The following is a 13152-nucleotide window of genomic DNA, read 5'->3' as shown; positions in this document are numbered from 1 at the left end:
GGATGAAAATGGCCCCGCCGTCGCCCTGCTTGAGTTTCGCGACATCCTCGGTCGACCGCAGGAACGTGATCGGACCCCACCCCGGGACCGCGGCATCCTCGGAAAGACCGCTGGAGACAACGTATTTGGGAAGTTCCTTGTACGCGGCGTGATCCGCCGAATCGGGCCAGGTCCGGGAGAAGGCCTCGTAGCTGCGCCGGCCGAACATCAAGGCGGTCGTCTCCTCGAGTTCCTCTCCCTTGAGCGCGAAGGCCTCGGGGAGGAACTCGGGGTCCGCCACCCATCCCCCGCTGCGGTGCCCCTCGACCTGCCCGCCCGGCGAATCCACCACGCCGTCCAGCGACATGAAGCCCGTGTAGACCAGTTCCCGCGTCACAACATCCTCCTGAAAATCGTCGGCGACGATCGCCGAAGTCAGGCTAGCCGCGACGGGTCCCGCAGTCTTGGACAAAACCGACATTTGTCCGCGCTCACTGTGCGTGATCCTTGACGTATCGGTAGAACCGGCGCATGTCCTCGCCGATCTCCGCGATCTCGATATACGGGACTCCGGACGCTGCGCCGTCGATGTAGGCGAAACGCATTGTGCCGCCGATATTTCCGTCCTGAATCACCGGCAGGCCGGTGGCGGCGGCCTCCTCGATCGCGATGTCGAAATCGGGCGGTTCGAAGCACACGTGGTGCAGGCCCGGGCCGGATCGGTCCAGGAATTCGGTGTAGATGCTGGTTCCGGTCACGGGCTGGATGAGTTCCAGCTGCATATCGGCCAGATACGACAGGGAGATGTGGGCGGTGAAGTCCGCCGGTTCGCCGCGGTACCGGCACATGCCGGGCCCGAAGGCGGTGTCGGGCAGGCGGGTCCACGCGCCCGCGCCGAAACCGCTCAGCAGCCGTTCCGTCGCGTCGATATCGGTACTCACCCAGGCGATCTGGGTGATCGGGCCGCAGTCGGCGGCCATCAACCGGCGGTCTTGCCGTTGTCGGCCGTGTAGACGGCGCCGTGGATCGCGGCGGCGTCGTCGCCGGCGAGGAAGGCGACCAGCTTCGCGACGTCGCCGGGGTCGCTCAGCCCGCGCGGCGAGGCGGTGCGCATGACGAGGTTGACGTCCGCGCCCTCGGGCAGGGTGAAGCCGGTGATCTGCGGGGTCAGCATTCCCCCGGGGCAGACGGCATTGACCCGCAGCCGTTCGGCCGTGAATTCGACCGCCAGCGCCCGGGTCAGGCCGACGAGCCCGTGTTTGGCGGCGCAGTACCCGGCCGAATACGCCTGCCCCTCGAGACCGGCGATCGACGCGACATTGACGATATTCCCGGCCGTCTCGAGCAGGTGGGGCAGCGCGGCGCGGCAGAGATGGAACGGACCGTGCAGATTGACCGCGAGGTCGTGATCCCAGTCCTCGTCGGTCGTGTCCAGGGTGTGGCGCATCCGGTGGAAGCCCGCGACATTGATCAGGGTGTCGAGGCGGCCGAAGGCGTCGACGCACTGCGCGACCACAGATCGGCAGGTCTCGGCGGTCGCGATGTCCGCGACCGTGAACCGTCCGCCTGGCGCGGAGTCGAAGGTGGCAGCCAGCCGCCGCTCGTCCCGCGCGACCCCGAAGACCGACACGCCGCGGCTCGCCAGGAGTTTCGCCACCTCCGCGCCGAGTCCCGACGACGCGCCCGTCACCAACGCCACTGTGCCCGACACACTGCTCATTCCGACTCCTGTCCGGCGACACCGGCCGCCCGATCGCGGATTCGGCCGGCGTTCGCGCTGGGTTTCGCCGCGACGGAACGTAACACAGGATGCTCAGCCGGTTAAGCTCTATCGCTTACCTTTGCAAGGCAAACGACTGATCTCGACTCGCGTCATGCTTGAATGTGTGGCGTGACGTCCCAGGCTCGCACCCTCGATTCGCGCGAACGCCTGCTGCTCGCCACGGAGCAGCTGTACGCCGAGCGCGGGCCCGGCGTCTCGCTGCGCGATATCGCGGTGGCGGCCGGCCAGCGCAACAACTCGGCGGTCAACTACCACTTCGGATCGCGCGACGGCCTCATCGAATACGTGATCGACCGCCGCACGACGGCGATGGAGGAGAAACGCACCCTCCTGCTCGCCGCGGCCGCGGGCACCGACCCCGACCTCCCGGCGCTGGTGCGGATTCTCGTCGACCCGATGCTGACGGTCCCCTACGACCAGGGATCCACGCACTACGCGCGCTTCCTGGAGCAGGTTCGGGCCTACCCGGTGATCGTCGACTGGTTACGCGGCGACCGCCAATGGTCGGCGACCAAGAAGGTCACCGACCTCATCGCCCGCCACCTCGACCACCTCCCCGCCCGAGCCCGGGGCCGCCGCATAGCCACCGCCAGCACGGTCCTGTTCGCCCTCGCCGCAGACCGCGAACGAGCCGTCACCGCAGCCCGCCCGGCCCCGAGCCCCGAAGAAATCACCGCCATCCTGATAGCAACCCTCCGAGCCGACCCCAAATCCCTCCGCCCCCAGCGTCAGTAGGTGTAGAAGCCGCGGCCGGATTTGCGGCCGAGGTAGCCGGCCTCGACCATGCGGCGGAGGAGGACGGGTGGGGCGTAGTGGGGTTCGCCGAATTCCTGGTAGAGGGATTCGGCTACGGCGAGGGTGACGTCGAGGCCGATGGTGTCGGTGAGCCGGAGCGGGCCTTGGGGGTGGGCGCAGCCGGAGACCATGCCCTCGTCGATGTCCTCGGCGCTGGCGAAGCCGGTTTCGAACATGCGGATCGCCGCGCACAGGTACGGGATGAGCAGGGCGTTGACGATGAATCCGGCCTGATCCTTGGATTCGATGGTGCGCTTGCCCAGTACGTCGCGGGCGTAGGCGGTGACCGTATCGGCCACGGCCCGTTCGGTTTTCAGCGTGACGACGATCTCGACCAGGGGCAGGACCGGCACGGGGTTGAAGAAGTGCAGGCCGACGACGCGGCCCGGATGGGTGGTGGCGTTGGCCAGCCGGATCACGGGGATGGAGGAGGTGTTGGTGGCGAGGATGGTCTCCGCGGGGACGATCGCGTCGAGCTTGGCGAAGAAGTCGGCCTTCAGCTCCTCGATCTCCGGGGCCGCCTCGATGACCAGTTCCCGGTCGGCGAAATCGCCGATGTCGACGGTCAGGGTGACACGAGCACGGGCCGCGTCGGCGTCGGCCTGCTCGAGGCGGCCGGACTTCACCGCCCGGGCCAGCGACTTCTCGATGCGGGCGACGGCCGCGGCGGCTGCCTCGGCGTCGCGTTCCAGGACGATCACCTGACCGCCCGCCCGCGCCGCCACCTCGGCGATACCGGCACCCATGGTCCCGCCACCGATCACACCAATCCGTTGCACGCGGCTTCCTCCTTCGTTTCGCGGCGACCTGCCGGCCCGCCGGTTCGCCGGCCACACCCGTGTGCGGCGCGACATGGTTCCGGTACGAGGGTCCCACAGCCCGGTCACCCGCACGCCGGCCAGACCGTACGCGCTACCGGGCCGACGGCGGGGGCGATCGCCGCTCACCCTCGACGTCGCGCAGGAAGGTCTCGATCAGCCCGATCACATCGTCGTGACCGGCGTCGACGCCGAAGGCCTCCTCCATGCGCAGGAACCGGGAGATGCTGGACATGAGCAGGACGACGGCGGCGGGCGTATAGGTGTCCGACCGGTATCCGTAGTCGGCGAGCGCCTTGGTCACCGCCTCGAGCTGCAGCGTGCGGAACCGCGCGGAGGAGTCGACGATTTCGGCGCGGATGGCCTTGCGATGGTTGGCGAGGGCGACGAACTCCATGGTCAGCGCCGTCTGCGACTGCTCGTGGATCGCGTCCCACAGCGCCCACAGCGGCTGCGGCGAGGCCAGCGCCTCGACCTGCAACTGGTAGCTGCGCTCGGCGCCGCGCCGGAACAGCTCGGCGAACAGGTTGTCCATGGTGCCGAAGTAGTAGTACACGAGCGCCGAATTCGCGTTGGCGCGCGCGGCCAGCCGGCGGGTGCTGACCGCCGCGTAGCCCTCCTCGAGCATGATCTGCTGCGCCGCGTCGAGGAGAGCCGCGCGCGTCGCGGAGTTCTCGGGGTCGGCGCTGCGGCCGGATTTCATCTCGTGTCCTCCTGTGGGCGCGCGGCTGCCGGTCAGTGTACGGCGGGCCGCCCGACAGCCATTGACACTCCGCGACGGCCTGCCGTATAAGTTAATCACTCGCCTAATTTAGGCAGTCGATTAACACCAGGGCGCGCAGGCAGAGGAGCGACCCGAACGATGAACACCCCCAGAAACAGCCGGTCGAGCGAGCCCGCGCCCGACCGCGTCGCCGTCGTGACGGGCGGCGCCTCCGGCATGGGCGCGTCGATCTGCCGTGCCTTCGCCGGCCACGGCTACCGGACCGCCGTCCTCGACATCGATGCGACCGCCGCGCAGCGCACGGCCGACGCCCTGCGCGAGGACGGCGGTTCCGCGATCGCCTGCGCGGTGGATGTGACCGACCGGCCCGCTGTCGAGGAGGCGCTAGGCAAGGTCCGCTCCGAATTCGGCGCCGTGGACATCCTCGTGACCAGCGCGGGCGCGGTCGGATTCGCGCCGTTCACCGAGATCACGCCCGCCGAGTGGCACCGGATCGTGGAGGTGAACCTGACGGGCACCTTCCACTGCGTGCAGGCGGCCATCCCCGATATGGTCGCCCGCGGCTGGGGCCGGATCGTGACGATCTCGTCGTCGAGCGCGCAGCGCGGCTCGCCGGGCATGGTGCACTACACCGCGTCCAAGGGGGCCGTCGTCGCGATGACCAAGGCGCTGGCCCGCGAGTACGCCGCGCAAGGCATCACCGTGAACACCATCCCGCCGTCGGGTATCGACACTCCGATGTCGCGCCACTCGCAGCAGGCGGGCCATCTTCCCGACGACGCCGTGATGGCGCGGGCCATCCCGGTGGGACATCTCGGGTCGGGCGACGACATCGCCGCCGCCTGCCTGTTCCTGTGCTCGGAGCAGGCCGGATACATCACCGGCCAAGTCCTGGGCGTGAACGGCGGGGCCGTCATATGACCGCGGCGCCCGCACGATCGGATTCGGAGGAACGACCGTGACCTCATGGCCCAAGCCCGCCGAGGGCAGCTGGACCCGGCACTACCCGGACCTCGGGACGTCGATGATCTCGTTCGAGGATTCGGTGTCCCCGGAGTTCTTCGACCTGGAACGCGAGGCGATCTTCAAACGCGCGTGGCTCAATGTCGGTCGTATCGAACAACTTTCGCGCACGGGACGCTACTTCACGAAGGAGATCGAGGCGGCGCGGGCGTCGATCATCGTGGTGCGTGATCGCGACGGGGATATCAACGCCTTCCACAACATGTGCCGCCACCGCGGCAACAAGCTGATGTGGAACGAACTGCCCCGCGAGGAGGTCTCCGGCACCTGCCGCCAGTTCACCTGCAAGTATCACGGCTGGCGGTACGACCTCGACGGGTCACTGAATTTCGTCCAGCAGGAGGGCGAATTCTTCGACCTCGACAAGAGCGAACTCGGCCTGATGCCCGTGCACTGCGACGTGTGGGCGGGATTCGTATTCGTCAACCTCGATCCCGAACCCCGGCAGACGCTGCGGGAATTCCTCGGCCCCATGGTGACCGCGCTCGACGGCTACCCGTTCGGCGAGATGACCGAATGGTACGAGTTCACCGCCGACAACAACAGCAACTGGAAATTGTTCGCCGACGCGTTCCAGGAGTACTACCACGTCCCGGGGCTGCATCCGCAGCAGGTGCCCAATCCGGTCCGCACCGGAAACGGCTTCGAGTGCGCGCATTTCCAGCTCGACGGCCCGCATCGCATGGTGTCCACGGGCGGCGCCCGCCGCTGGACGCTGCCGCCGGAATACATGTATCCGATCGAGCGCATCACCCGCAGTGGGCTGGTCGGGCCCTGGGAGTCACCGGATCTCGGGGAATTGCCGCCGGGGCTGAACCCCGGGCGCGTGGAGCCGTGGGGCATCGACAATTTCCAGATCTTCCCCAATATCGAGATCCTGATCTACCGCGGCTGGTATCTGCTCTACCGATACTGGCCGACCTCCCACAACACCCACCGCTTCGAATGCGTGCTCGCCTACCAGCCCGCCCGCACCGTGCGCGAACGGGTCGAACACGAGGTCTCGTCGGTGGTGTTCAAGGAGTTCGCGCTCCAGGACGCGGGCATGCTGACCGGCACCCAGACAGCACTCGAATCCGCGTACCGCACCGCCGGGCTGACCCGCTTTCCGGTCAACGATCAGGAGATCCTGGTCCGGCACTTCCACAAGGCGGTCGCCGACTGGGTCGGCGAATACCGGCGCGACCTCACGGAGGTGTGACCGCCGTGACCGAGAATCTGCTGCCCCCGGAATTCGCGGAATTCGAGGAATTCGCGCAGACCTGGTGCCTGGCCACCGAATCCGAGCGGTGGGCGCGCCGCATGGCCAGTTCCATGCCGGAACTGGTCACATTTCACGACGCGTTCCTCCCCCGGCTCGACGAGGCCATCACCTACTGCGACAAATTCCCCCTCGACGACCTCCCCGACGACGCCCTGCACCTGCTGTGGCTGGTGTATTCGCTGGTGATGGTCGCCATGGCCGTGGAGATCTTCCAGCGGCCCACCCCCACCGACAGCGCCGACGCCGAAATTCACCGCGTCGCCGAGCCGCTGCCGTAACCCACCATTGCGCCTCGCCCGCGAAACCCCTTGTACCGCACCGCATGCGGGCTGGAAGGACCTCCGATGACGATCACCATCGACCCACTCAACCACGATGTCGGCGCCGAGGTGACCGGCGTGGACCACGAGTCCCTGGTCTCCGATGACACCGTGGCCGCCACCGTGCTGGACGCCCTCGAGACCCACGGGGTGCTGGTCTTCCGGAACCTGCACCTCGAGCCCGAGACGCAGGTGGCGTTCTGCCGCAAACTCGGGCAGATCGACACCGAGCCCGGCCATCACCCGGTCCGGGGCATCTACCGCGTCTCCCTCGACACCACGAAGAACTCGTCGGCCGGATACCTGCGCGCAACGTTCGACTGGCATATCGACGGCTGCACACCGCAGGACGACGCCTATCCGCAGATGGCCACCATGCTGACCGCCAAGGCCGTCTCCGCCACCGGCGGTGAGACCGAATTCGCCTCCACCTACAAGGCTTTCGACAATCTCACCGACGCCGAGCGCACGCGGCTGGCGACGCTGCGGGTCGTGCACTCCCTCGAGGCGTCGCAGCGGCTGGTCACCGAGGAGCCGACGCCCGAGCAACTGGCCGCCTGGCGCGGCCGCCCGGTCAAGGAACACCCCCTGGTCTGGACGCACAAATCCGGTCGGCGCTCGCTGGTGCTGGGGGCCTCCACCGATTACGTCGTCGGCATGGACCCGGCCGAAAGCCGTGCGCTGCTGGACGATCTGCTGCGCCGGTGCACCGCCCCCGACCGCGTCTACCGCCACGACTGGTCGGTGGGCGACACGGTCATCTGGGACAACCGCGGCGTGATCCACCGCGCCGCACCGTATCCGCCGGATTCGCCGCGAGAGATGCTGCGCACCACCGTGCTCGGCGACGAACCGATCCGATAAGCCCCCGCCTTCCACGCCCAGGAGAACACCATGCCTCGTTGGCCCAAGCCCGCCGAAGGCAGCTGGACCCAGCACTATCCCGAACTCGGCACCGCGCCGATGTCCTACGAGGACTCCATCTCGCCGGAGTTCTTCGCCCTCGAGCGGGAGGCGATCTTCAAACGCGCCTGGCTCAATGTCGGCCGCGTGGAACAACTTCCGCGCACCGGCAGCTATTTCACCAAGGAGATCGCCGCGGCGCACACCTCGGTGATCCTGGTGCGCGACCGCGACGGGAGCGTCAACGCCTTCCACAACATCTGCCGGCACCGCGGGAACAAACTCGTGTGGAACGAACTCCCCCGCGAGGAGGTGTCCGGGACCTGCCGCCAGTTCACCTGCAAATACCACGCCTGGCGCTACAACCTCGACGGGTCACTGAATTTCGTGCAGCAGGAGGAGGAGTTCTTCGATCTCGACAAGAGCGAACTCGGCCTGGTGCGCGTGCACTGCGAGGTGTGGGAGGGGTTCATCTTCGTCAACCTGGACCGGGAACCGCGCCAGACGCTGCGAGAATTCCTCGGCCCCATGGTCGCCGGGCTCGAGGGCTATCCGTTCGGCACGCTCACCGAGCGTTTCGGCTACCGGTCCGAGGTCGGGGCCAATTGGAAGCTGTACATGGATGCCTTCCAGGAGTTCTACCACGCCCCCGTCCTGCACGGGAAACAGACGCCGGACAACTACTCCATGGCCGCGCAGCAGGCCGGATTCGAGGCCCCGCACTATCGCCTCGACGGCCCGCACCGGCTGGTCAGCACCTCCGGCGTGGTCACCTGGGAACTCGATCCCACGATGCGCAAGCCGATGGAGGACATCACCCGCAGCGGACTGTTCGGGCCTTGGGACACACCGGATCTCGGCGAGATGCCGCCCGGCCTCAACCCCGCCGGCTGCGAGCCGTGGGGCCTGGACTCGTTCCAGCTGTGGCCGAACTTCGTCATCCTGATCTGGTCCGGGGGCTGGTATCTGACCTATCACTACTGGCCGACGTCCCACAACACCCACGTCTTCGAGGGCAACCTCTACTTCCCGCCCGCCCGCACCGCGCGCGAACGGGTCGCGCACGAGATGGCGGCGGTGACGTTCAAGGAGTACGGCCTCCAGGACAGCTCCACGCTGGAGGCGACCCAGATCATGCTGGAATCCCGTGCGGTGACGACCTTTCCGCTGAACGATCAGGAGATCCTGCTGCGCCACCTGCACAAGGTGGCCGGCGACTGGGTCGAGGACTACCGGCGCGAGCGGGCGGAGGCGCGGCGATGAGCGGGCTGCTGCCGGCGGAGTTCGCCGATCTGGAGCCCTTCGCCGAGACCTGGTGCCTGGCAACGGAATCCGAACGCTACGCGCGGAGACTCGCGAGTTCCATGGCGGAGATGCAGGAGTTCTACGACGCGATCACCCCGCGCGCGGAGGACGTGATCGCGCACTGCGACCGGTTCCCGCTCGACGATCTGCCCGACGAGGTGCGGAACCTGCTGTACCTGCTGTATTCGATGATCATGGTGTCCTTCCCGGTGGAGGTCTGGAGCCAGCCGTGGATTCCGGATGCCAGCGCGGCATCGCTGGAGTGCGTCGTGGAGCCGATCCCGTGACGGTCACGGTGCTGCGGGCGGCGCGGTGGGTCGATGTCGATACCGGCGAGGTGCACACACCGGCGGCAATCGTGGTGGAGGACAACGTCATCACCGCCGTCGACCCGCCGGACCCGCCCGCCGGCGCGCGCGTAGTCGACCTGGGCGACGTCACGCTGCTGCCCGGCCTGATGGATATGGAGATCAACCTGTTCATCGGCGGCCCGGACAATCCGTCCGGACTGCCGAACGCGATGCACGGCGTCCAGGACGATCCGGTGTACCGGACGCTGCGGGCCACCGTGAACGCCCGCACCACCCTGCACGCCGGATTCACCACCGTCCGCAATCTCGGGCTGATGGTGAAGACCGGCGGCTATCTGCTCGACGTCGACCTGGGACGCGCGATCGATCAGGGCTGGGTCGAGGGCCCCCGCATCGTCTCGGCGGGGCACGCCATCACCCCGACCGGCGGGCATCTGGACCCCACCATGTTCCAGCGGCTCGCGCCGCACATCATGCCGCTGAGCGTGGAGGAGGGCCGCGCCAACGGCGTGCCCCAGGTCCGCGAATCCGTGCGCTATCAGATCAAATACGGGGCCGAGGTGATCAAGATATCGGCCTCGGGCGGGGTGATGTCGCACGGCACCGTGGCCGGGGCACAACAGTATTCGGACGAGGAACTGGCCGCGATCGTGGACGAGGCGCATCGTGCCGGGATCCGGACCGCGGCCCATGCGCACGGCGACGCCGGGATCCGCGCCTGTCTCCGCGCCGGGGTCGACTGCATCGAGCACGGGTCGCTCGCCTCCGACGACACCCTCGCCATGATGGTCGAGCGCGGCACGTTCCTGGTGCCCACCAGTTACCTGTCCGAGGGCCTGGACGTCTCGAAAGCCGCTCCGGCGCTACAGAAGAAGGCCGCCGAGGTGTTCCCGAAGGCGCGTGAGACCCTGCGCAAGGCCATCCGCGCCGGAGTCAGGATCGCCTGCGGCACGGACGCGCCCGCCGTCCCGCACGGCGACAATGCCAAGGAACTGTGGGCCCTCGTGGACCGCGGTATGACGCCCGCGCAGGCGTTGCGCGCCGCGACCGTCACCGGTGCCGAACTGATCGGCGCGGACGATCGCGGCCGCCTCGCCCCCGGGCTGCTCGCCGACATCATCGCCGTCCCCGGCGATCCCACGGCCGACATCACCACGCTGGAGGACGTGCGTTTCGTCATGAAGGACGGCCGCATCGCCAAACACCTCTGACCAGCACGGGCATTCGACAAGGAGAGCCGGACCATGGCGGTATCCGCGCCGTCGCGACGGCACCTGTACATCGGCGGTGAGTGGGTCGCGCCCAGCACCGCCGACACGCTCACCGTCGTCTCCCCGCACACCGAGCGGCCCGTCGCGCACGTTCCCGCGCCGAGTCCCGTCGACGTGGATCGCGCGGTCGTGGCCGCGCGCACGGCGTTCGACCACGGGCCCTGGCCGCGGCTGGACCCGAGCGACCGCATCGCGGCGGTGCGGCGGCTGGCCGAGCACTACCGGCCGCGACAGGAGGAACTCGCGGGACTGATCACCACGGAGATGGGCGCGCCGATCACCTTCTCCCGATCGGCGCACGCGCGGCTGCCCGGCGCGATGATCGGCGCCTTCGCCGATCTCGCCGCCCGGCATCCCTGGCGCGAGACCCGCCCCGGCGCGTTCGGCGGCGAGGTCGCGGTGCACCGGGAACCGGTCGGCGTGGTCGCGGCGATCATCCCGTGGAATATGCCGATGTTCCTGACCGTGGCGAAGCTGGTCCCGGCGTTGCTGGCGGGCTGCGCCGTCGTGCTCAAGCCGTCTCCGGAGACTCCGCTGGACGCCTACCTCATGGCCGAGCTGCTGGATCGGCTGGACCTGCCGCCCGGCGTGGTCAGCATCCTGCCCGGTGATCGGGAGACCGGACGAGCGCTGGTCGCGCACCCCGGCGTCGACAAGGTCTCCTTCACCGGATCCACCGCCGCCGGGCGGCAGGTGGCCGCCGCCTGCGGTGCGGGGCTGCGCAGGGTCGGGCTCGAACTGGGCGGCAAATCGGCCGCCGTCGTCCTCGACGACGCCGATCCGGATACCGTCGCCGACGGCCTGCTGGTGGCGGGCCTGATGAACAGCGGCCAGGCCTGTGTCGCGCAGACCCGGATCCTGGTGCCGCGCAGCCGGTATCGCGAATTCGTGGACGCCTTGGCGAGCGCGGTGGCGGGTCTCCCGGTGGGCGACCCGTTCGACCCGGCGACCCGGATCGGGCCGATGGTGAGCGAGCGCCAGCGGCGCCGCGTGCTGGGCTACATCGAGGAGGGGCGGCGCGAGGGCGCTCGAATGCTGCTCGGCGGCACCGGATTTCCCGATGGCGTCGAGCACGGCTGGTATGTGCGGCCCACCCTGTTCGTCGATGTCGACAACCGGATGCGGATCGCGCAGGAGGAGATCTTCGGGCCGGTGCTGGGCGTCATCGCCTACGACGACGAGGACGACGCCGTCCGGATCGCCAATGCCAGCGGGTACGGGCTGTCCGGCTCGGTGTGGACGACCGATATCGAGCGCGGCCTCGGGGTGGTGCGCCGGATCCGCAGCGGCACACTGGGAATCAACCAGGCCTACAGCATGGATCCGGCGGCCCCGTTCGGCGGCGTCAAGGACAGCGGCATCGGCCGCGAATTCGGCCCCGAGGGGCTGGACGGCTTTCTCGACACCAAATCGGTATCCATCGCGCCCGCGGCGACCGGCCCGGCCGAATAGATCGGAGAGGCACCGTGCGACTGACCTTCGACGAGGACGTCGAGCAGTTCCGCGCCGAATTCGCGGCCTTCCTCGACGAGCATCTGCCCGCCGAGGCCGAGGCCGCCGAACGCGCCCACTCGACCGCGCACATCCCCGCCTGGGCGCGGCGCTGGCAGCGCGTGCAGTTCGAGCACGGCTGGCTGCTGCCGGGCAATTCGCCGCGGTTCGGCGGCCGGAACGCCGGAATCCTCCAGCAGTACGTGCACAAGGAGGAGCTGGCCGCGCGCCGGATCTACCAGACCTTCAACCCGCAGGGTCTGGGCATCGTCGCCGCCTCGCTGATCTCCTTCGGCACGCCGGAACAGCAGGAGCGGTGGGCGATCCCGATCCTGCGCGGCGAGTGCACGGCCTCGCTCGGTATGAGCGAGCCCGGCGCCGGATCCGACCTCGCCGCGCTGCGCACCCGCGCGGTGCTCGACGGCGACCACTTCGTGGTCGACGGCCAGAAGATCTGGACCTCCGGGGCCCACGACGCCGACGTCCTGCTCGCCTTCGTGCGGACCGATCCGGCGGCGGCCAAGCACCGCGGTATCTCGGCGCTGCTGATCCCCACCGGCACACCGGGTGTCGAACGCCGGCCCTTCGCCTCGATCACCGATCCGCGCGATCTCGACCTGAACGAGGTCTTCCTCCGCGATGTCGTCGTGCCCGCCGAGAACCTCGTCGGCGAACTCCACCGCGGCTGGGCCGTGGCCAACGGATCGCTCGGCCACGAGCGAACCCTGTTGTGGCTCAGCTACGCCGACCGCCTCGATCACCTGCTCACCGACTTCCACCCGGTGACCGAGCTGGACGCCGACCGCTACGCCCGGCTCGTCCTGGACACCTATGCCCTGCGCCTGCTCGGCTCGGCGGCGCTGGCCGGGGCGGCCCGCGGCGAGGTCGACGCGGCGGGCCTGTCGGTGCTGAAGCTCCTGGGTTCGGAGGCCGTCCAGAGCGCCACCGAAAGCGCCCTCGCCGCAGCGGAATCCGACGGCCTGGACCGCGATGTCGTCACCGCGCACTTCAGCCCGCTCAATCCCGAGGTGACCGCGCCCGGCTGGTTCGACCGCTACGCCCGCTCCTTCGCCCACACCATCGCCGGCGGCACCTCCGAGATCCAGCGCAACATCATCGCCGAACGCATCCTGGGCCTGCCTCGATAATCCTCTCGACCGCCGGC

15 protein-coding genes are annotated in these 13152 nt (G+C 68.8%); 10 read left to right on the top strand and 5 right to left on the bottom strand.

Annotated features, from left to right (window positions below):
- From ON41_RS23850 to ON41_RS23840, 3 genes are all read right to left on the bottom strand, one after another.
- On the bottom strand, positions 1-376 hold a 376-nt coding region (locus ON41_RS23850), incomplete at its 3' end, for a dihydrofolate reductase family protein (RefSeq protein WP_040749985.1).
- 94 nt (positions 377-470) lie between these two features.
- On the bottom strand, positions 471-959 hold the full coding sequence (locus ON41_RS23845; protein WP_040749945.1) for a VOC family protein: 489 nt from the start codon (positions 957-959) through the stop codon (positions 471-473).
- Positions 959-1699: an SDR family NAD(P)-dependent oxidoreductase gene (locus tag ON41_RS23840; RefSeq protein WP_040749944.1), complete on the bottom strand. Its 741-nt coding sequence runs from the start codon at positions 1697-1699 to the stop codon at positions 959-961. Before ON41_RS23840 ends, ON41_RS23845 begins: the two co-directional genes overlap by 1 nt.
- Before the next feature lie 171 nt (positions 1700-1870).
- Between ON41_RS23840 and ON41_RS39305 the strand changes: the two genes are divergently transcribed.
- A complete protein-coding gene (locus ON41_RS39305; protein ID WP_051162320.1) occupies positions 1871-2497 on the top strand; it encodes a TetR/AcrR family transcriptional regulator in 627 nt (208 codons plus the stop codon).
- Here ON41_RS39305 and ON41_RS23830 read toward each other — a convergent pair.
- Both ON41_RS23830 and ON41_RS23825 read right to left on the bottom strand, forming a co-directional pair.
- Positions 2491-3336: a 3-hydroxybutyryl-CoA dehydrogenase gene (locus tag ON41_RS23830; RefSeq protein WP_040749943.1), complete on the bottom strand. Its 846-nt coding sequence runs from the start codon at positions 3334-3336 to the stop codon at positions 2491-2493. The genes ON41_RS39305 and ON41_RS23830 overlap by 7 nt on opposite strands.
- Positions 3337-3469: 133 nt before the next feature.
- Positions 3470-4078 (bottom strand): TetR/AcrR family transcriptional regulator, encoded by a 609-nt coding sequence (locus ON41_RS23825; protein ID WP_040749942.1) that lies wholly within the window; start codon positions 4076-4078, stop codon positions 3470-3472.
- 159 nt (positions 4079-4237) lie between these two features.
- Between ON41_RS23825 and ON41_RS23820 the strand changes: the two genes are divergently transcribed.
- The 9 genes from ON41_RS23820 (at position 4238) to ON41_RS23780 (ending at position 13135) form a co-directional block, all read left to right on the top strand.
- Complete coding sequence (locus ON41_RS23820; RefSeq protein ID WP_051162318.1) at positions 4238-5020, top strand: SDR family NAD(P)-dependent oxidoreductase; 783 nt, start codon at positions 4238-4240, stop codon at positions 5018-5020.
- Positions 5021-5057: 37 nt separating this feature from the next.
- Positions 5058-6323: an aromatic ring-hydroxylating oxygenase subunit alpha gene (locus tag ON41_RS23815; protein WP_040749941.1), complete on the top strand. Its 1266-nt coding sequence runs from the start codon at positions 5058-5060 to the stop codon at positions 6321-6323.
- 5 nt (positions 6324-6328) lie between these two features.
- The gene (locus ON41_RS23810) at positions 6329-6664 is read left to right on the top strand and encodes a hypothetical protein (protein WP_174411354.1); all 336 of its coding nucleotides are present in this window, start codon (positions 6329-6331) and stop codon (positions 6662-6664) included.
- A 66-nt stretch (positions 6665-6730) separates the two neighbouring features.
- The gene (locus ON41_RS23805) at positions 6731-7570 is read left to right on the top strand and encodes a TauD/TfdA dioxygenase family protein (RefSeq protein ID WP_040749940.1); all 840 of its coding nucleotides are present in this window, start codon (positions 6731-6733) and stop codon (positions 7568-7570) included.
- Between the two features lie 30 nt (positions 7571-7600).
- Positions 7601-8872, top strand: coding sequence for an aromatic ring-hydroxylating oxygenase subunit alpha (locus ON41_RS23800; protein ID WP_040749939.1), 1272 nt, complete (start codon positions 7601-7603; stop codon positions 8870-8872).
- Complete coding sequence (locus ON41_RS23795) at positions 8869-9201, top strand: hypothetical protein (RefSeq protein ID WP_040749938.1); 333 nt, start codon at positions 8869-8871, stop codon at positions 9199-9201. The genes ON41_RS23800 and ON41_RS23795 overlap by 4 nt, the downstream gene beginning before the upstream one ends.
- Positions 9198-10436, top strand: a complete 1239-nt coding sequence (locus tag ON41_RS23790) for a metal-dependent hydrolase family protein (protein WP_040749937.1) — start codon at positions 9198-9200, stop codon at positions 10434-10436. The genes ON41_RS23795 and ON41_RS23790 overlap by 4 nt, the downstream gene beginning before the upstream one ends.
- A 33-nt stretch (positions 10437-10469) precedes the next feature.
- The gene (locus ON41_RS23785; RefSeq protein WP_040749936.1) at positions 10470-11948 is read left to right on the top strand and encodes an aldehyde dehydrogenase; all 1479 of its coding nucleotides are present in this window, start codon (positions 10470-10472) and stop codon (positions 11946-11948) included.
- A gap of 14 nt (positions 11949-11962) precedes the next feature.
- The gene (locus ON41_RS23780) at positions 11963-13135 is read left to right on the top strand and encodes an acyl-CoA dehydrogenase family protein (protein WP_040749935.1); all 1173 of its coding nucleotides are present in this window, start codon (positions 11963-11965) and stop codon (positions 13133-13135) included.
- Positions 13136-13152: the final 17 nt, after the last annotated feature.

The organism is Nocardia transvalensis NBRC 15921, assembly GCF_000308875.1.
GTDB classification, from domain to species: Bacteria; Actinomycetota; Actinomycetes; order Mycobacteriales; family Mycobacteriaceae; genus Nocardia; species Nocardia transvalensis.
The sequence above is the reverse complement of the archived record's forward strand: the minus strand, read 5'-3'. Positions and strand labels throughout refer to the sequence as shown.